The 18124-nt window shown below is 42.8% G+C and carries 17 protein-coding genes; 11 read left to right on the forward strand and 6 right to left on the reverse strand.

Features of this window, described 5'->3' with window-relative positions; translation table 11 throughout:
* Positions 1–255: 255 nt before the first annotated feature.
* On the forward strand, positions 256–2676 hold the full coding sequence (locus FM038_RS08035) for a glycoside hydrolase family 3 C-terminal domain-containing protein (protein WP_443216845.1): 2421 nt from the start codon (positions 256–258) through the stop codon (positions 2674–2676).
* 67 nt (positions 2677–2743) lie between these two features.
* Here the strand turns inward: FM038_RS08035 and FM038_RS08040 are convergent, their stop codons facing one another.
* Entirely contained in the window at positions 2744–3928 is a 1185-nt protein-coding gene (locus FM038_RS08040) for a helix-turn-helix domain-containing protein (protein ID WP_185965778.1), read from the reverse strand.
* Positions 3929–4113: 185 nt separating this feature from the next.
* Between FM038_RS08040 and FM038_RS08045 the strand changes: the two genes are divergently transcribed.
* Positions 4114–4899 carry a sugar phosphate isomerase/epimerase family protein gene (locus tag FM038_RS08045; protein WP_142872758.1) on the forward strand — a complete coding sequence of 262 codons (786 nt, stop codon included), beginning with the start codon at positions 4114–4116 and terminating at the stop codon, positions 4897–4899.
* Positions 4900–4957: 58 nt separating this feature from the next.
* Positions 4958–5767, forward strand: a complete 810-nt coding sequence (locus FM038_RS08050; RefSeq protein WP_223293021.1) for a substrate-binding periplasmic protein — start codon at positions 4958–4960, stop codon at positions 5765–5767.
* Positions 5768–5808: 41 nt separating this feature from the next.
* On the opposite strand, the gene FM038_RS08055 is transcribed toward FM038_RS08050, so the two are convergent.
* From FM038_RS08055 to FM038_RS08070, 4 genes are all read right to left on the reverse strand, one after another.
* Positions 5809–6303 (reverse strand): hypothetical protein, encoded by a 495-nt coding sequence (locus FM038_RS08055; RefSeq protein WP_142872759.1) that lies wholly within the window; start codon positions 6301–6303, stop codon positions 5809–5811.
* Between the two features lie 37 nt (positions 6304–6340).
* Positions 6341–6850 (reverse strand): M48 family metallopeptidase, encoded by a 510-nt coding sequence (locus tag FM038_RS08060; protein WP_142872760.1) that lies wholly within the window; start codon positions 6848–6850, stop codon positions 6341–6343.
* Between the two features lie 85 nt (positions 6851–6935).
* Positions 6936–7394, reverse strand: a complete 459-nt coding sequence (locus FM038_RS08065; RefSeq protein WP_142872761.1) for a DUF3010 family protein — start codon at positions 7392–7394, stop codon at positions 6936–6938.
* A gap of 102 nt (positions 7395–7496) precedes the next feature.
* Positions 7497–8834, reverse strand: a complete 1338-nt coding sequence (locus tag FM038_RS08070) for a DEAD/DEAH box helicase (RefSeq protein WP_142872762.1) — start codon at positions 8832–8834, stop codon at positions 7497–7499.
* A gap of 308 nt (positions 8835–9142) precedes the next feature.
* Here FM038_RS08070 and FM038_RS08075 point away from each other — a divergent pair, with 308 nt between their 5' ends.
* Together FM038_RS08075 and rssA are read left to right on the forward strand one after the other, a co-directional pair.
* Positions 9143–10228: an OmpA family protein gene (locus tag FM038_RS08075; RefSeq protein WP_142872763.1), complete on the forward strand. Its 1086-nt coding sequence runs from the start codon at positions 9143–9145 to the stop codon at positions 10226–10228.
* A gap of 37 nt (positions 10229–10265) precedes the next feature.
* Complete coding sequence (gene rssA, locus FM038_RS08080; RefSeq protein WP_142872764.1) at positions 10266–11201, forward strand: patatin-like phospholipase RssA; 936 nt, start codon at positions 10266–10268, stop codon at positions 11199–11201.
* An 87-nt stretch (positions 11202–11288) separates the two neighbouring features.
* On the opposite strand, the gene FM038_RS08085 is transcribed toward rssA, so the two are convergent.
* Positions 11289–12287, reverse strand: a complete 999-nt coding sequence (locus FM038_RS08085) for an NADP-dependent oxidoreductase (RefSeq protein ID WP_142872765.1) — start codon at positions 12285–12287, stop codon at positions 11289–11291.
* 140 nt (positions 12288–12427) lie between these two features.
* On the opposite strand from FM038_RS08085, the gene FM038_RS08090 reads away from it, so the two are divergent.
* The 6 genes from FM038_RS08090 to ribA all read left to right on the forward strand — a co-directional run bounded on the left by FM038_RS08090 (position 12428) and on the right by ribA (position 18067).
* The gene (locus tag FM038_RS08090; protein ID WP_185965791.1) at positions 12428–12871 is read left to right on the forward strand and encodes a MarR family winged helix-turn-helix transcriptional regulator; all 444 of its coding nucleotides are present in this window, start codon (positions 12428–12430) and stop codon (positions 12869–12871) included.
* A gap of 97 nt (positions 12872–12968) precedes the next feature.
* Positions 12969–13712: a hypothetical protein gene (locus tag FM038_RS08095; RefSeq protein ID WP_142872767.1), complete on the forward strand. Its 744-nt coding sequence runs from the start codon at positions 12969–12971 to the stop codon at positions 13710–13712.
* 276 nt (positions 13713–13988) lie between these two features.
* Positions 13989–16106, forward strand: coding sequence for an anaerobic ribonucleoside-triphosphate reductase (gene nrdD / locus FM038_RS08100; protein ID WP_142872768.1), 2118 nt, complete (start codon positions 13989–13991; stop codon positions 16104–16106).
* Between the two features lie 97 nt (positions 16107–16203).
* The gene (nrdG, locus tag FM038_RS08105; protein WP_142872769.1) at positions 16204–16677 is read left to right on the forward strand and encodes an anaerobic ribonucleoside-triphosphate reductase-activating protein; all 474 of its coding nucleotides are present in this window, start codon (positions 16204–16206) and stop codon (positions 16675–16677) included.
* 114 nt (positions 16678–16791) lie between these two features.
* Positions 16792–17148 (forward strand): YibL family ribosome-associated protein, encoded by a 357-nt coding sequence (locus FM038_RS08110; protein WP_142872770.1) that lies wholly within the window; start codon positions 16792–16794, stop codon positions 17146–17148.
* A gap of 301 nt (positions 17149–17449) precedes the next feature.
* Entirely contained in the window at positions 17450–18067 is a 618-nt protein-coding gene (gene ribA, locus FM038_RS08115; RefSeq protein ID WP_142872771.1) for a GTP cyclohydrolase II, read from the forward strand.
* Positions 18068–18124: the final 57 nt, after the last annotated feature.

Genomic DNA, 18124 nt, shown 5'->3' on the forward strand with positions numbered 1-18124 from the left:
TAGTCGAGTCGCAAGTATCGACTTGGTAGTTTGTAGAGAAGATTATAATTAGAACGATAAGGCGATTTGATGAAGTTACCAAACTTAGTGTTTCCTATAACGTTGTCAGTAATAGTGCTCACAGCTTGCAATAATACCGGTAGTCCTCAGAAGCAGGATTTGTCACTCGACGTTAAACAGGTCTCACAAACTGATGGACGCCTAAGCGATAGGTTATCGACTGTGGAGGAGCGAGTTGAGTCACTACTCGCGCAGATGACGCTTGAGGAAAAAATATCTTTAACTCATGCCAATGCAAAATTCTCAATAGCCGCCATCGAGCGCTTGGGCATTCATGAGATGTGGATGTCAGATGGCCCCCATGGGGTGCGCCATGAAATTGAGCGTTATAGCTGGAGTTCTGCTAACTGGAATAATGACTACTCAACTTATCTGCCGCCCTTGACTGCGGTGGCAGCAAGCTGGGATCCCAATATGGCCACTCTTCATGGCAATGTATTAGGCAGTGAAGCGCGTCATAGAAACAAGGATATCATTTTAGGTCCGGGTGTGAATTTAGCTCGCTTGCCTCTCTATGGACGAAATTTTGAGTATTTGGGTGAAGATCCTTTTTTAGCGGCCAAGTTAGTCGTCCCGCAAGTTAAAGCGATTCAGAGTAATGATGTCGCTGCATCAGTGAAGCATTATGCCCTCAATACCCAAGAGTTAAATCGAACCGGAGTGGATGCTAAGCCTGACGAGCGCACCTTACGTGAGGTTTACCTTCCAGCCTTTGAAGCTGCAGTGAAAGAGGGAAACACCCAAACGATTATGGGCGCATATAATCGTTATTACGGCACCAATGCCAACCAGAGTAAGCACCTGGTGATGGACATTTTAAAAGGGGAGTGGGGCTATAAAGGCGTATTGCTGACTGATTGGAATGTGGATATTAATACCTTTGATGCCGCCATGAATGGACTCGATATCGAGATGGGGACTGAGGTTGAGCATTATGATGATTATTTTTTAGCCCAACCGCTCCTTGAGATGATCCAATCGGGTAAGGTTCCCGTTGCTGTATTGGATGATAAGGTCAGACGCGTCCTTAGGGTTCAGCTCACCATTGGCATGATGGATAAACAGCGCTTGTCTGGCCAGCGTAATATTAGCGAGCATCATCAAGCCGCGCGAGACATTATCGCAAATGGCGTCGTACTATTAAAAAATGACGATAAGCTGTTACCGCTAAAAGAGGAGAAAATTAAAACCATATTGGTGCTTGGCCCAAATGCTGAGCTGCTACACAGTCAAGGCGGTGGATCATCTGAAGTGAAAGCGCTTTATGAAGTCTCACCCCTGCAAGGGTTAAAAAACCGTTTAGGGGACAAGGTAAATATCACCGTGATGCGAGCACAAAACGGTGCGACCATCTCACCGATTGCCACAGACTATATGGCTGCACGGCATTGGACAGGGACGCCACAGTGGGAGCTGACACGTTATAAAGACGGTCAGCATAAAACAATACTACGAGGCGATGACTGGATAGCGAATTCAGCCTATCAAGTCAGCGAACCTGGGCAAGTGGAACACGTTCGACTTAAAACATTGATAAAACCGTTAGCAACAGGAAGCCATACGCTTAAGCTAGTACTCGAAGGTGAAGCGAGTCTATTGATAGATGGTAAGCAAGTGCTCACAACAAAGGAGTTAAGCAATCATACAAGAGTACAAGGAAGCTTGAACCTTATTGAGCATGAAATCTTGTTAAGCGCAGATCAAACTTACACCTTCGAGCTTAATTACAGTGGTCCAGCCAGTGTGGTCTTAGGCTGGGAAGCGCCAGGTGCCTTGTTTACTGCTGAGAGTGAGTACTTATCTGCAGCTAAGTCTGCCGATGCGGTGATCTATTTTGGGGGACTCTCCCATGCCGATGATAGGGAAGCGATAGATCGTACCGATATGAAGCTGCCAAATGATCAAGATACCGTGATAACTAAGCTTATCGCCGCGAATCCTAATACTGTGGTGTTTCTCAATGGCGGCTCAGCGGTAGAGATGCCTTGGGTTGAACAAGCTAAAGCGATTGTTTGGGGCTGGTATGGTGGCATGGAAGCGGGGAATGCTTATGCTGATATTCTCTTCGGTGATGTGAACCCGAGCGGTAAGATGCCTATTACCTTGCCAGTCAGAATTGAAGATACAGCTGCTATTGCACTCAATGACTACAACGCCGTGGAATCACTGTATAAAGAGGGCGTATTTATCGGTTATCGCTGGTTCGAACAGCAAGGTATTAAGCCTTTGTTTCCCTTTGGCCACGGCCTCTCATACACCCAGTTTGAATACAGTGACATTCAGTTATCATCTGACACACTTTCAAAAGATGAAGCTCTAACTGTAACCGTAAAGATCACCAATACTGGACAGCGTGCTGGTAGCGAAGTTGTGCAGCTCTATCTTCATGATATTGATGCCAGTGTGCCTCGTCCTCTAAAAGAGCTTAAAGGCTTTAGTAAGCTAGCCCTAAAAGCGGGAGAGAGCGGGTTGGTGTCAATAAGCCTGAATAAGCGCGACCTGTCTTTTTGGGATATCAAAACCAATGACTGGTTGGCTGAGTCTGGGGAGTTTGAGGTAATGCTAGGATCATCGGTTGAAGATATACGTCAGAAAGCCAAGTTTACCTATCGCTAACCTTTGTTCTTTGAAGCGCAGCGGCTCAGAGTGATGAGGCTCGCTGCGTTCTTGGATTTTAGTGATATCAAGCGGCCGCTTCTTGTTGTGTTTTATGGTACTCCTTTCGAAATTGAGTCGGCGTCAGTCCTACAGTTTTCTTGAAGAAGGTATTGAAGGTCGCTTTACTGTTAAACCCAGCCAGCTCCATTATTTTGAGCATAGTCACCCGGCTGTTTTCACTCATCTGCAGCAGCTGTTTACTCTCATCGATACGGTAACTATTGATGAATTCAAAGAAGTTCTGCTTAAAATGTCGATTAATTATCTGAGAAAGATAGCGCGGCGGGAGCTCTAATTGATTCGCTAGGTTTTCTAGCGTCAGCAGGTGATTTAGGTAGGGCTTTTGAGTTTTCATAACCCCTAAGATCTTGTTGACAATATCAAGGTCTATAGGGTGTTTATCAACTTTCAGGCTGGTTTGTTCCCTTGGTTGTTCTATTCCCTTGAAGACGCTTGAATGCCTAAGGCTGAAGAAAATAAGCACACTGATCAGCAGTAAAACGGTGTAGTTTGAGATAAGGCCTAATACTTCATAATTGATAATAAGGTCGAACTCGAACGAAGAGAACATGGCTAGCGAAACCAATATTGCATCGGTGCGAATAAAGAGAAAGCCAATAACCAATATTTTGAGCCAGGTAAGGGAAACCGTTTCTATATCGGCAAAACAGTCTTTGATTTTCTTTTGATAGCCTTGTAGCTCAATTAAGCACAGTACTCCACAAAATAGTCTAAAACATTCTCTAAATAGCCCAATAAAACGTGATTGCAAAGGCTCATCGGCAGGATGGAAATTGCTAAGGGTGGTGATTTTTGTGGCGCTATCTAGTAAATACCAGTCGTTAATGTCATAGGTGATATAGATAATCAAAGGGACAAAAAGCAAAAAATCATGCTTTTTAAAAATAAACTCTTTATAGATTAAGGAGCGAACATAAAACAGTAACAGTACAGCTTCAAGCCAATAAGCGTAACCGAATACCTTAAACATATTGGGAGAGACATTGAGAATATAACCTCTAAATGCCTCGCCATAATTGATTAAGGTATCGAGAGGAATAGCAGCATATGACAGCAGAAAAAGGGCCAGCAGAACATTATTGTGCTTATTGCCTTTTCTGAAGGACAGCAGGAAAAAAGCAAATAACACACACTGATAAATAGTGATAATAAGCACAATATCGTGAGTGTTAAACAGCACTGTTTTCATATCATTTCCCAATCTATAATTGTTATTTGTCTCGGGTATTGGCGTAAATTTCATACTAACGTGAATTGTTCTACTTGTCAGTGTTAGCGCTTACATTTATTCGGGTATTTATTGTATAATAAATACCCTCTGATGAGTTTTTAGTTTTTTATCAAGTGTTTGTGATAGTCAACTAAGGAGGTAAAGTGACAATGTTACCTAAGATTGGTATTCAACTTTGTTCAGTTAACAATGAGCTGAGAGAAGATTTAGTGCAAACATTAACCTTGCTTAGCGCGATGGGTTTTGAAGGGGTTGAGTTTGCAGGTGAGTTTGGTCAATTTATCGATGATCCTAAGGGATTAAAACGTTTACTCGATACCTTAGGATTAGAGTCCTGTGGAGCGCATATTCAACTGTCGCAATTTACCGCAGAAAGCATTGAAGGACAGCTTAAGTTCTATCGAGATCTCGGTGTAAAGCTATTGATTGTTGCATGGGATGAGCGTGCTTGGAGCGCAACAAATTTATATGAGCTGATTGACGAGTTAAATCAATTACACTCCCGTATTCTTGCTTATGGTTTTCAACTTGGCTTTCACAATCACCAGCATGAATTTGATCAATTTGAACAGGCTACATTTTGGGATGTGATTGCTCAATCGACTCCCCAAAACTTTGTCATGCAGATGGATGTGGGCTGGTTAGTCTATGCAGGCAAAGATCCTATTGAATATGTTGAGCGCTTTCCTGGCAGGACACATTCCACCCATTACAAAGCAAAAATGAAGCAAGGCATTTCAAGTAATGGGTTGATATCATTGTTAGGCGCAAACACAGATAGTTGGTTGAGGTTGCTGAGTGCCAATATAAGAGTTGGAGGTACTCAGTGGATTGTGATTGAGCACAATGAATGTCTAGAAACGCGATTGTCATATGATGTTATAGGCCAGGCAAAATCTCAGTTAGATAAGCTAATGAAATCCCTCTAGTGCGAAAAATACTAAGGTTCTCTGCCAACATCTATAATCATACTATATGGCTTATTTTATGGTTTTCATCTATGACTTTTTATTTATGGCAATGAGATTAAATCACTTAGTGAAGGCATTGATGGCTCTGCTGCTTTTACTCTCTTTATCAACGAATGCTGAGACACTCACTATTGCTTCTAGTGAGGGGCCGCCCCATACCATTAATGATATTCACCACGGTATAGACTTAGACATTGTTGAAGCTGTGCTCATGCGTCTTGGCTATGATGTAGATTATCAGTTTATGGGGCTCAAACGAGCACAGCATGAATTGAAGATGGGTCATGTTGATGTGACTGCGCCTACCTTTATGCAATCTGATATCGAGGGAAGTTTTACCTCTGCACCGATAGTGCAATATCAACCTATGGTGTTCTCCTTGAAATCAAGCAAGCTAACGCCAATTTCAATCCTTGATATGCAAGGTCATAGCGTAGCGACTTTTCAAGGTGCGCCGGGTTACTTTGGTGCTGACTTTATTGAGTTAGCTAAGGGAAAACAATATAAAGAGATAACAGATATGGCTGCAATACCTGAGTTGTTAGCCAAAGCCAGATATGATTTTGCTGTCCTCGATAAATATATCTTTTATTACTTCTATCGACTCAATGACAAAAGTCGAGATGTCAGTATTTTTACAGAACATAGGTTGATCCCAGCCGTTGCGGCAAGCGCTTCCTTTCATGATGCTGCGATCAGAGATGCTTTTAATAACGAATTACCAGAATTTTTAAACAGTGAAGAGTGCAAACAGATATTTGAGCGTTACTTAGGTTCTGCACTTTTGAGTTTGGAGCCTAATAGGCAAGAGTTGAGGTTTAATTAAGAGGGAATTAGCATTCGCCGCTAATTATTTGTCGTTGACGCTTAGTTTAATCTGCTAACTCTACTATTGGCCTTTATAGCACACTGACAACGACCCGCTTTAAGTGCTGGACAAGCACCGCAAGGCTGAGCTTTTAAAGGTTGTAGCTCTGAAACTATCAGTTTGTCGAGGGGGGATTTTAGAGAAGCTGGGATCGTTAGTTGAGCATTGTTATTAATTACCGTCGAGGGGCTACTGCTGCTTTTAGTGTGATCTTGATGGCTCTCTGGTATAGGGTTAAGCTCAATATGAGCGAGTTTAAATTGATACTTTTGGATTTTACCTAGGTACTTTATCTGCTTACTGACGCGTTTTGATAGCTTTGCTAGGTTGGGCTGTTCAGTGATCATCTTGAGTTGGTTTAGCTGTAGCTTTTTCTTAGCTTTTGCTAGTTTGTAAACATACTTTTGCTGCTGTTTACTTAAAGCATGACCAGTATCCAGATGCATCGAGGTGACCAATTCAAAGAGTGAAACCTGATTATAAATGACAATCATTATCAATCAAGTTATTTTCTTGGTTATTACACTTCAGTCACCACTCCATATCAATGCCGCTATCAACTAAGGTCAGTAACAGCCTGAGGTCAAACTCTAGTTGGTGATAGTCGCCCTCCATATGACAGCACAGCTGGTAAAATGCCTTGTTGTGATCTTTCTCTTTAAGGTGCGCGAGCTCATGCACGACGACCATGCGTAGTAATGACTCAGGTACGCGCTTCAACCGGGAAGAAATTCGTATTTCATTTTTGGCTTTTGTCTTACGCCCTTGAGCTCTAGAGACAAAAGAGTGCAAACCCAGTGCTTGATGGGTTAAAGAGATCTTGTCATCGTACTGTATTTTGGCAAGTGGCTGAGACTTACGCAGATAACGATTTTTTATCGCCATAGTGTAATCGTATAGTGCTTTATCACTACGGATATCGTGGATATGCGGATGACGACTGAGCAGCACAGACTGTAACTTATCATTTTCTAGTAAGCTAGATACTTGATCTTGTATTTCTTGGCGGTAGCCGTTTAGATATTTAAGCTGATTTTCCATGAGTTTTTTTGCTTTTGTTAGAGGCATAAAAAAGAGGGCGTTTAGCCCCCTGATTCACTGAGCTTAAAAGCTCTGTATTACAGACTTAGCTGTCTGTCTGCTCATTACCCCAAACATTAAAAATATGTTGGTTATGGTAAGCATAAGCCGCATCAAACGCTGATTGTTGGAAGCGCTTTAGGCCCAATCCTTCAAAATCAACTTGAGGTGGGTTACGCTTTAGACGTTCTTTGACTGTCACTGGCGAAATTAAGATAACTGGCAGCTCAATTAACTGGATCGCAGCTTCAGCTTTAAAGCTGGTGGCACTGCCTGCAAGTTTGCCCTTCTGTTCACGCGCAATGATCACGACTTTATCTATAGCATAATCTTCCATCAGCTTCTTGAATGCAAACTGGAAGTCACGAATAGACTCTGTTGTTTCTGAATGTGAAATGATAAATGACTGCTGGCGACAATCTGGTACATTGTAGGTTTCGCCTTCGTAGCTCAATAAGCTAATTACCGCTTCGCCGCCTTTTAATTCTACGCCACAAACTCTCATGTTAACCCTTTAAAAATGTTGTTGGTTACGCTAGATATTATTAGCTAATAACCTGAAATTTATTTTACTTACCGCCAATAACATCAGCGGCTATGAAATTGTTTACTCTGGTGTTTCCTGAAGCTTAGATTTTGGTTTTCTAAGCATAGGCGCATCACCAACATCGACACCGGTAATAAAACGTTTATCTAGCTGTTTAGGTTTAGCCTTAGCTCTATTTTTGGCTTTGTTCGCTGGGGCTCTCTTTGCCGTTGTCTTGGTTTTCTTCTTCGTCTTAGGCTTATCTTTCAAACCTGAGAACTTAGCGGCTAAACCATCGATAACACTGAGGTCAAAGCTCTTCTTAAGGAATTGCTGTACTTGCTTATAACTCAGCCAATCTTTAGGACCGACCAAAGAGATTGCATCTCCTTTAGCGCCAGCTCGACCAGTACGGCCAATTCGGTGAACATATTCCTCAGCGAATTTCGGCATATCAAAATTGATCACCAAAGAGACATTTAACAGATCGAGTCCACGAGATGCGACATCTGTGGTCACTAATATCTGCTGTAGGCCACGGCTAAACTGATCCATGATCTGGCTACGAGCCGATTGTTTTAAATTACCGCTGAGTGCTGCAGTGTTAAAGCCACCTTCTGCCAACTTAGCGGCTAATCTATCTGTGTCTTCACGGGTAGCAGTAAAAATAATGATCTGCTTATGCGGCTCATTCTTCAAAATATGATTGAGTAACGCTTCTTTATGATCTAAATGATCCGCAAGAAAGATACGCTGAGTAATATCTAAGTTTTCGACATTACCCGCTCCCACTGCAATATGCACTGGAGACTTAAGTAGTTCGGCGGCAATGTCATTAATCTCACCATGATCCAGAGTGGCGGAAAACATTAAAGTTTGACGACGTTTATGATCGGCGGCGTTGTTAATCGCTTTTAGCTGGTCGGCAAAACCAAGATCTAGCATACGATCGGCTTCATCTAAGATAAGTAGCTCTAGGCCATTCAAATGTAAGTGGCGTTGGGCTAAGTGATCGGCTAAACGACCTGGTGTTGCCACAACAAAGTGTGGATCGCGAGCTAAAGACTTGGCTTGATCATTAAAGTTTTCACCGCCCAATATCTTAATTGCTTTGTATTGTGTATTGGCAACTAAAAGTCGTAGCTGACTGTATACCTGATTAGCCAGCTCGCGAGTTGGCAGTAATATCAAGACCCTAGGGTCTTTTTTACTCAATGCTCTAGTGGAAATGATCCTCTGCATCGCCGGAAGCAAAAACGCTAAGGTTTTACCTGAGCCTGTTTTTGATGACGCCATCAGGTCTTTTCCTGATAGACCGACTGGTATAGCCTGCTGTTGGATCTCTGTAGGCGTTGCAATGCCCATATGACCTAAGGTATCTAACAGACGTTTATCCAGTGAAAAATCGGTAAATTGCAAAGGTGTACTCCAAATTTGATATGACTGCGTATTATAACCTGACTTTGTTAGTTTGAGCTATAAACATCATTAAAATCGATGCTCAGCGCTGCTTAGGGGCAAGTTGAATATTCAATTAACTGAACCAAATCACGGTTTTCATTGTGTGTAATGCCAAACGGATAGAGCTAACGGGTGATAAATACTGATTGATGTTTATAATTTCTTTGTAGTTTTTGTAACTTAAGAATAAAATTGGCCCAGTGAGCCAATCAGCATGACTTAATCATGCGTTCTTCGTTGGATGGGATACATTAAGGGATTAAAGAATGAAACTGTTGAGACCCATTTCTATTTTGTGTAAATTTTCGGCTTTATCTTTACTAGCCACAAGTTCATTTCTAGCCTTGGCTGAAGGCACATATCAGTCCGATTCAAATCCACACACTACAGATGACAACTTTTTTTATCTTGGCGCTAAAGGTGGTTGGGTTAATTATCAAAATGCTTGTGAAGCTTCTGCTGTCGACTGCGATGCTGATGACAGTGCTTGGGGCGGATTTTTTGGATATCAATTTCACCGCAACTGGGGAGTTGAAGCTGGCTATAATGATTTTGGCCAAGCATCAGCTATTTACCCTGAGAGCGGGCTGCTCAACGAATATATTGGCACCATGAAAGGCTGGGAATTTTCAGTTAAAGGAAACCTACCACTGACCGACAACCTGGATCTGTTTGGTAAAGCCGGGACATTGAAGTGGGATGGCAATAACGTGGGACCTTATTCAAATCAAAGTGATGATGATTGGGCACCTATGGTGGGTATAGGGCTTGAATATAAGTTGACTCCATCTTGGGTTGCCAGAGTTGAATATCAATATTTTGACTCGGTAGGCAGCGATCTGCTTGGTGGGAGTAATATTCATTTTACCAGTCTAGGGCTGAGTTATCGTTTCGGTCAAACAGCGACTAACAAGCCTGCAGCCGTGAAGCCGATAAAAGAGGTTAAGCCGGTTGTTGTCATTATGCCGCCCAAGCCACTTATATTGCCTAAAATCACTCAAGTTGTTCATTTCGAGTTTGATAGTAGCGTACCAATCCAAACTGATGCTTTAGTTAAGGTCGCTGAAAGGTTAAATCGTTACCAGAACGCCAGAGTCACCATTCAAGGTTATACGGATTCAGTAGGCGCCTCTCAATACAATATGAAGTTGTCAAAGAGACGTGCTGAATCTGTGGCAACATATTTGAAAGAGCTCGGCGTTGATGGGGAGCAGATCAGTATTGAGGCACTGGGTGAGACTTTACCTGAAGTGGATAATGAAACCACTGAACACAGAGCCAACAATCGTAGGGTTTATTTAACGTTACCGGCGCTAAATATCCCTCAAGAACAAAATAAGCCAGCACACTAACGGTGTCATTATCTAGACGGTATTTAGGGGAACTTAAGTGGCTAAAATTGGAATTGCGTTAGGCAGTGGCGCAGCTAAAGGTTGGGCACATATTGGCGTGCTTAACGGGTTGGCAAAAATGGGCATCTACCCGGATAAAGTGTCTGGTTGCTCCATAGGTGCGCTTGTTGGAGCCGCTTATGCTAATGACCAACTCGATGATCTTGAAAAGTGGGTGAGAAGCTTCTCAAGCTGGGATGTATTGGGACTGATGGATTTAAGCTGGCGTAAAGGTGGCTTAATTGGTGGTGATAAAGTGTTTGATGTTATTCAAAACCATATTGGTGACCTACAGATAGAACAGCTGAAAAAGCCCCTTATTGCAGTGGCCACCGATCTTTACTCTGGCCAAGAGATCTGGTTTAAGGAGGGAGACCTTCGCCATGCTATTCGTGCATCTTGTTCTATGCCAGGCATATTACCCCCAGTGAAAGTGGGCGAGCGGTGGCTTGTTGATGGTGCAGTGGTCAACCCTGTTCCCGTTTCGGTCAGCAGAGCGATGGAGGTCGATCTGGTTATTGCTGTCGATCTGAACGGGCAACGTCGTGGCCGAATGCAGGTATTGCCTGTCGATATGACTTGTAACAAACCTTCGGCTGAAGAGAGTGAGAAAGCACTACAACATTCTGATACAGGGTTTATGGATCTACTCGCTCGTGGGAGAGACTATGTCACTCACCTCACTGATAAGTTCTCTTCGGGTAAAGAGTCTAATCCTGGCATGTTAGCTGTTATGTCGCAGTCTATGGATATTCTCGAGCAGCGTCATAAACGTGCCAGATTGATGGGTGATCCACCGGATATCTGTTTAGTCCCTGATTTAGGTGATATAGGGACGATGGAATTTCACCGAGCAGAAGAAGCAATCAAAGCGGGTGAGTTGGCTGTTGAGCAAGCTAGACATCAGATTGAAGCGATTCTTAGTGGTCATTGAACGATTAAAATATGATTAATTAGTCGATCTCATTTCATAAAAAAAGAGCCTTTTGGCTCTTTTTTTCAATCTTTATTTTGCTAATGATTATTTGAGGCTTACTAGCATTTTTCCTCGGTTTTTTCCTTCGAATAAACCGATGAACGCTTCAGGTGCTTTTTCAAGCCCTTCATAAACAGTTTGCTCAGCTTTGATGGCATCAGTAGCAAGCCATTGACCCATCTTTTTGGCAAATTGCGGATAGCTATCCCAATGTTCGAATACGATAAAGCCTTCGATTTTTAGCTTCTTGATGATGATCATAGCCAGGTTATTCGGACCTGGAGTCGGTGTCGTATCATTGTACTGAGAGATCATGCCACAAACGGCAATTCTTCCATGGTCATTCATATTATTGAGTGCGGCGGTGAGATGCTCGCCACCGACGTTTTCAAAATAGACATCAATACCTTGTGGAGCCGCATCACTCAGTGACTGGCTCAAGTCCTTTGTTGTCTTGTAGTTAATGACGGCATCAACACCTAATTTGCTAAGGTGTTGTGCTTTATCATCGCTGCCTACAGAAGCGATGACTTTTGCTCCCATCAATTTACCTAACTGACAAACGATACTGCCTACAGCGCCGGCAGCACCCGAAACAAATAAGGTTTCACCCTCTTTTAAATTGGCTATCTTATTTAGACCTGTCCATGCAGTCATACCTGGCATACCTAAGACGCCCAGAAAATGTGACTCGTTAATGGGGGTCTGTGGTAATAAGGTGTGATCTGCACCATCGGTGACATAGTGGCTACGCCATCCATTCATCGCGCTGACTTTACTGCCTACAGGGAAGGCTTCATTGTTAGATTTGATGATTTCTCCGATCGAACCGCCCTCTAGCACTTGGCCAATAATGAAGGGAGCGATGTAACTTTCTCTGTCAATCATACGTCCACGCATATAAGGATCGACTGACATCCATAAGTTTTTTACCAGAAACTCACCTTGCTCCAGTGCTGGTAGCTCAACAGAGACCTGCTTGAAGTTAGCTGCAACTGGCATACCTTCAGGGCGAGAGTGTAAAACAATTTGATTGGCGTTCATAAATCCTCTTTTACTTTGCGTGCAAACTAATTGTGGTAGACTCTACAAGTAAAATGAATTCCGCGCAACTAGTTTGCGCGCAAATTAATATGTGGAGTAGAAGTGTGTCGTCTGAGCTTGATACTGATCAACAAGTGAACATGGATGATAAACAAGCGAGCAATTGTTTGTCGGAGAATGTGTGTTTTGCCTTGTATACAGCGGGAAATGCCTTGGTTCGTGCATACCGGCCTTTGCTCGATGAGTGTGGATTAACCTATCCGCAATACTTGGTGATGCAGGCGTTATGGTTAAATGATGGAGTCAGCCTGACTCAGCTTTCATTGGCTACGCGCTTAGATTTAGGCACACTCACGCCGATAGTAAAGCGATTGGAGGTTAAGGGTTTTCTAAATCGCCGTATCGATACTGAAGATGAGCGTAAAAAAGTGATACAAACCACTTCAGAAGGACTGACATTGAAGCAGGAAGCGCTAGCCCTTAAACAGGTACTGCTGAGTAAAGTTTCACTCAATGAGGCCGAAATTGAATCACTGAGAGACTTGTGTATGACACTTATCGACGATCTTAATAACAAAGAGTAAAGATTAGGTTCAATTCATCATATTTATTCTGAGTGTTAGTTTCGGCATGTTTCCTGCTTAACACCGATATATCTCTTTTTATGTCGGTATTTTGACAATGAACCCTATTACTAACTCAGCTAGCCAAATCAATTCAGCGATTAACGCAGGTGTTAATGCCACAGCTGGGAATGCTGGCAAGAGTTTAGTTGACAGTTATGGTGTTAATAGCCAGAAAACTGATGCTGGGATCAGCAGTGACAAGGTGAGCCTGAGTCAGTCAAAAGAAGCCACTGCGGGACAAAATAGAGATGGAATTAAGGATGAGTCAGTCTCTTTATCACCCAGAGCTGCTAGAGCGCAAAAAATCGAGACAATGGCGAAAGACTTTTTTTCCAAAGGCGATTTTTCTGCCGCAGACTTACCTAAGCTTATTCAGCGTCTACATCAAGACGGGATCTTATCAGACTCTCAATTGAATCGTTTATCTGAAGGGGGCTTTGATTTACCTCAAGTCAAAGGTCAACCTGATGACCTTAAGAGCTTTATTGAAGATAAGCGAAAAGAGCTAACGGCAGAAGGAGAGGTCGAAGGCATGTCTGCTGTTCTGGTTAGCTTGCTCAATGATGCCGACAGTGTGCTCAATCAGATGGACAATGCACAGGGTAAAGAGGTGAGCCAGAAAGCGACCCGTGTTTCGGCCCAGTTAAACGTATATCTTCAGAGCGATGCACAGATGTCTGTTAGTGACAGGGAGCAGTGGCAAGGTCTTAAGTCTACCATGCAGTTAGCTTCATCAATGGGTGAAAATCAACAAGCTGTCGGTATGGTAAATAGTTATCTTAGCCTAGGTAAGTACTAGATTTCTCCATTACCCGCCTTGTCCGTATTGTCTGTTTACTAACCATTGCACTCTTCCCATCTAGCCTGCTTTTATCGGAGCGTCAAGGCTACTTTTTCTGATCAGTGGCCTTCTTGGCAGGAATAATTGCTAGTTAAAATCCATCGGTATAATCATGATCTCGATCAATGTTCTTTTCTTGGGTTTGTAGCTTAATACGCAACATATTGTGCTGAACGTTTGTTAAAACACTAGATGTGGTGTTATTTTCAGCGTCACTTGAGGAGAGATTAAACAATGCCAGTGGTTATTAAGCGGGATGGTTACCGCACGCCTTTTGACGAAACAAGGATTAGAGATGCAGTATCAGCTGCAGCTAACTCGGCAGGTATTGATGATAAAGCCTATGCGGCCCAGGTCGCGAATGTAATTGCGAGCAGTGTGTCTATGCGTGAAGAGATAGATATTCACGATCTACAAGACCTCGTTGAAAATCAGCTGATGGAAGGGCCTTATAAATCCCTTGCACGTGTTTATATCGAGTATCGCCATGACAGAGATCTGCATCGTGAAACGAGCAGTCGATTAAACCAAGAGATCCGTGGCTTAGTTGAGCAAAGTAATGCTGCTTTAATGAACGAAAATGCCAATAAAGATTCCAAAGTGATCCCAACTCAAAGGGATCTGCTCGCGGGTATTGTGGCCAAACATTATGCCACTCGACATATTCTGCCAAAAGATGTGGTCGCGGCACATGAGGCTGGCGAAATTCATTACCATGATCTGGATTACGCACCTTTCTTCCCTATGTTCAACTGTATGCTGATCGATCTCAGTGGCATGCTGACTCAAGGGTTTAAGATGGGTAATGCCGAGATTGAGACGCCTAAGTCTATCTCGACAGCGACCGCAGTAACGGCTCAAATCATTGCGCAAGTCGCCAGTCATATCTATGGCGGCACGACTATCAACAGAATTGACGAAGTCCTCGCACCATTCGTAGCTAAGAGCTATGACAAGCAATATCAGTTAGCACTGGACTGGGGCATTACCGATGCTAAAGCGTTTGCAACGGCTCAGACAGAAAAAGAGTGTCATGATGCTTTCCAGTCGTTGGAATATGAGGTCAACACCTTACATACCGCAAACGGCCAGACACCGTTTGTTACCTTCGGTTTTGGTTTAGGCACTTCATGGGAGTCTCGACTCATTCAAGCGTCGATGATGAAGGTGCGTATTGCAGGTCTAGGTAAGAACCGTAAGACGGCAGTTTTCCCTAAATTGGTATTTGCTATTCGTGATGGCATCAACCACAAGGTTGGCGATTGCAATTATGATATCAAAAAGTTAGCCCTAAAGTGTGCCTCTACTCGCATGTACCCAGACATTCTTAACTACGAGCAAGTGGAAAAGGTGACGGGATCATTTAAGACCCCTATGGGGTGTCGAAGCTTCTTGGGAACCTATGAAGAAGAGGGTGAGTTAGTCCATGAAGGACGTAACAATTTAGGCGTAGTCAGCCTCAACTTACCAAGAGTTGCGCTAGAGTCAGGCGGTGATGAAGCTGAGTTTTATCGTATTTTAGATCAACGCTTAGTGATTGCGCGTAAGGCATTAGATACCCGTATTGAGCGTTTGGAAGGGGTTAAAGCCCGTGTCGCTCCTATTTTATATATGGAAGGGGCTTGTGGGGTAAGATTGCGCGCCGATGAAGAGATCTCAACCATCTTTAAAAATGGCCGTGCCTCGATTTCTCTTGGATATATTGGTTTACATGAAACCATTAATGCGCTTTATGGCACTGACAAGCATGTCTATGACAGTGAGCTATTAAGAGAAAAGGCGATAGCTATCATTGAGTACATGAAAGCTGCAACCTTGAAGTGGAAAGAAGAGACTGGCTATGCGTTTAGCTTATACAGCACGCCGAGTGAAAACTTATGTAGTCGTTTCTGTCACATAGATACTAAACGTTTTGGCGTGGTTAAAGGGGTTACTCAAAAAGGTTATTACACCAATAGCTTCCATCTTGATGTAGAGAAGCAAGTGAATCCCTACGACAAGTTGGATTTTGAGCAGCCATATCCTGCATTAACCAATGGTGGCTTTATTTGTTACGGAGAGTATCCGAATATGCAGAATAATCTTGAAGCCTTAGAGGATGTGTGGGACTACAGCTACAGTCGCGTGCCATATTACGGCACCAATACACCGATTGATGAGTGTTATGACTGTGGTTATACCGGCGAATTCGAATGTGCCAGTAAAGGGTTTACCTGTCCTAAGTGTGGCAATCATGAGCCAAGCCGAGTCTCAGTAACCCGTCGAGTATGTGGATACCTAGGTAGCCCAGATGCGAGACCATTTAACTTTGGCAAGCAAGAAGAAGTTAAGCGACGGGTTAAACACTTATAATACCAATCAGTAGAGTTATCTGCTTAGGCTAAAAGCGCCATATTAATTTATGGCGTTTTTCTTCATTTATAACCGCTAAAACTAGGTCGTACTTTTAATGAATTATCACCAATACATGCCTATCGATGTCATTAACGGGCCCGGTACGCGAGCGACCTTATTTGTGTCAGGGTGTGAGCATCAATGCCGAGGTTGCTACAACCAGTCGACCTGGAACCCGTGCCATGGCCATGAGTTCGATCTGCAGATGCAACAGCAGGTCATCAATGACTTAAAAGATCAGCGAATTAAGCGAAGGGGTCTATCACTTTCTGGTGGAGATCCCCTTTATCCGGGGAATCTGGCATGTATATTAGCATTAGTGAAACGTGTTAAAGCTGAGTGTCCCGATAAAGATATATGGCTGTGGACTGGCTATCTATTGTCAGAGTTAAGCATTGTTCAGCGAGCGATAGTTGATTATGTGGATGTGCTTGTCGATGGTAAATTTGAGCAGGATAAAGCCGACCCAAGCTTAGTGTTTCGTGGCAGTAGTAATCAGGTAATTCATAATCTTGCACAAAAGCGATAACTGTATTCATCGACTACTGTTATAATAGCTGCCATAAGGTTTCAACAGATTAAAAAAACAGCCATTTCATTTAGGCTGTTTTTGCATTTTTATAGATTATTTTAAGGCAAGACCATGAATTTAAAGCAAGAGCTTCACGAGCTAAGCGATAAGCTAGAAACGTTTCGTCGTAAATTAGCGGCAGCGGAGAAGCGCGGTGACCAAGCTGTTATGTTGCAGTTTAGGAAAGAGATCAATGCAATGACTAAGCGCATTGCGAGCACTAAAACTCAACAGACTCGTGAATTAAGTAAGCAGGGAGGCACTGTTGTCGGCATGAAATTCAATCGTCCTCTGACGAAAGCCGAGCAAGCTGATATGGGTAAACTGAAAAAGTCTGTAAAAGGACTGATTGTTGTACATCCTATGACGGCATTAGGACGTGAAATGGGCGTAAAAGTTGTGACTGGTTTCGCTGCTAAAAAATTCTAATATTTGATTTTATATCAGCTAGATGATTCATCTTTAGTGAGCGACTTCAAGTTATTGTCTTGTCGCAAGGCGTATCCTCTGAGCCTAATGGTGACGGGATTGTGAGTCTTTGGTGAATCAATAGCCGATTAAAACGCTAAGGTATTTCACTTACTGGTAAAACCAGCTAAAATTCCTCCCTTCAGTTCGAGTTAGAATGAATGGGTAGGTTTATAAAATTGTTGTTTTATAGACTCAGGTATTTCTCGTTGTTTTTCTGATTTTAGTCATCTCAGGGAAAGAGAGTCTTTAAGGTTATTTCATGTCGATTAAGTATATCGCTTCTTCAAAACTTCCAACGCCTTGGGGTGTTTTTGCCATGCATGGTTTTGAAGACACAGAGACTGGAAAAGAGCATGTCGCACTAACGTTAGGTGAGCTGGACTCCGAGCAACCTATCCTTGGGCGTATTCACTCTGAGTGCTTAACTGGTGATGCATTGTTCAGCTTACGTTGTGATTGTGGTTTTCAGTTACAAACAGCAATGCAAAATATTGCCGATGTGGGTCAAGGCTTTATTCTTTACCTTCGTCAAGAAGGGCGAGGCATAGGCTTACTCAATAAAATTAGAGCTTATGAGCTACAAGATCGGGGCGCCAATACTGTTGAAGCCAATGAACAATTAGGCTTTGCCGCTGATATGCGTAAATATGACATGATCTTGCCAATGATGGAAAAAATGGGTGTTAAGAAGGTCAAGTTAATGACTAATAATCCCCGTAAAGTCAAAGCAATGAAAGAGTTAGGGATTGAAGTTGTTGAGCGCATACCACTTCAAGTCGGTAAGAATCGTTATAACGAATCTTATTTGAAAACTAAATCCACCGAACTTGGCCACTTGATGTCAGAATATCACTTTTCTGATGAAGAAAAAGATTAACTGAAGTTATAGATTTTCCTTCAATCTGCCGCTATATTCAGAACCATAAATATAATA

Source organism: Shewanella eurypsychrophilus, assembly GCF_007004545.3.
Taxonomy (GTDB): Bacteria; Pseudomonadota; Gammaproteobacteria; order Enterobacterales; family Shewanellaceae; genus Shewanella; species Shewanella eurypsychrophilus.

Excerpts from the sequence above, each read along its gene's own strand:
- FM038_RS08035 (WP_443216845.1), top strand. The coding sequence starts at position 256 with ATGACGCTTGAGGAAAAAATATCTTTAACTCATGCCAATGCAAAATTC.
- FM038_RS08040 (WP_185965778.1), bottom strand. The coding sequence starts at position 3,928 with ATGAAAACAGTGCTGTTTAACACTCACGATATTGTGCTTATTATCACT.
- FM038_RS08050 (WP_223293021.1), top strand. The coding sequence starts at position 4,958 with ATGGTTTTCATCTATGACTTTTTATTTATGGCAATGAGATTAAATCAC.
- FM038_RS08055 (WP_142872759.1), bottom strand. The coding sequence starts at position 6,303 with ATGATTGTCATTTATAATCAGGTTTCACTCTTTGAATTGGTCACCTCG.
- FM038_RS08060 (WP_142872760.1), bottom strand. The coding sequence starts at position 6,850 with ATGGAAAATCAGCTTAAATATCTAAACGGCTACCGCCAAGAAATACAA.
- FM038_RS08065 (WP_142872761.1), bottom strand. The coding sequence starts at position 7,394 with ATGAGAGTTTGTGGCGTAGAATTAAAAGGCGGCGAAGCGGTAATTAGC.
- FM038_RS08075 (WP_142872763.1), top strand. The coding sequence starts at position 9,143 with ATGAAACTGTTGAGACCCATTTCTATTTTGTGTAAATTTTCGGCTTTA.
- FM038_RS08085 (WP_142872765.1), bottom strand. The coding sequence starts at position 12,287 with ATGAACGCCAATCAAATTGTTTTACACTCTCGCCCTGAAGGTATGCCA.
- FM038_RS08090 (WP_185965791.1), top strand. The coding sequence starts at position 12,428 with ATGGATGATAAACAAGCGAGCAATTGTTTGTCGGAGAATGTGTGTTTT.
- FM038_RS08095 (WP_142872767.1), top strand. The coding sequence starts at position 12,969 with ATGAACCCTATTACTAACTCAGCTAGCCAAATCAATTCAGCGATTAAC.
- nrdD (WP_142872768.1), top strand. The coding sequence starts at position 13,989 with ATGCCAGTGGTTATTAAGCGGGATGGTTACCGCACGCCTTTTGACGAA.
- nrdG (WP_142872769.1), top strand. The coding sequence starts at position 16,204 with ATGAATTATCACCAATACATGCCTATCGATGTCATTAACGGGCCCGGT.
- FM038_RS08110 (WP_142872770.1), top strand. The coding sequence starts at position 16,792 with ATGAATTTAAAGCAAGAGCTTCACGAGCTAAGCGATAAGCTAGAAACG.
- ribA (WP_142872771.1), top strand. The coding sequence starts at position 17,450 with ATGTCGATTAAGTATATCGCTTCTTCAAAACTTCCAACGCCTTGGGGT.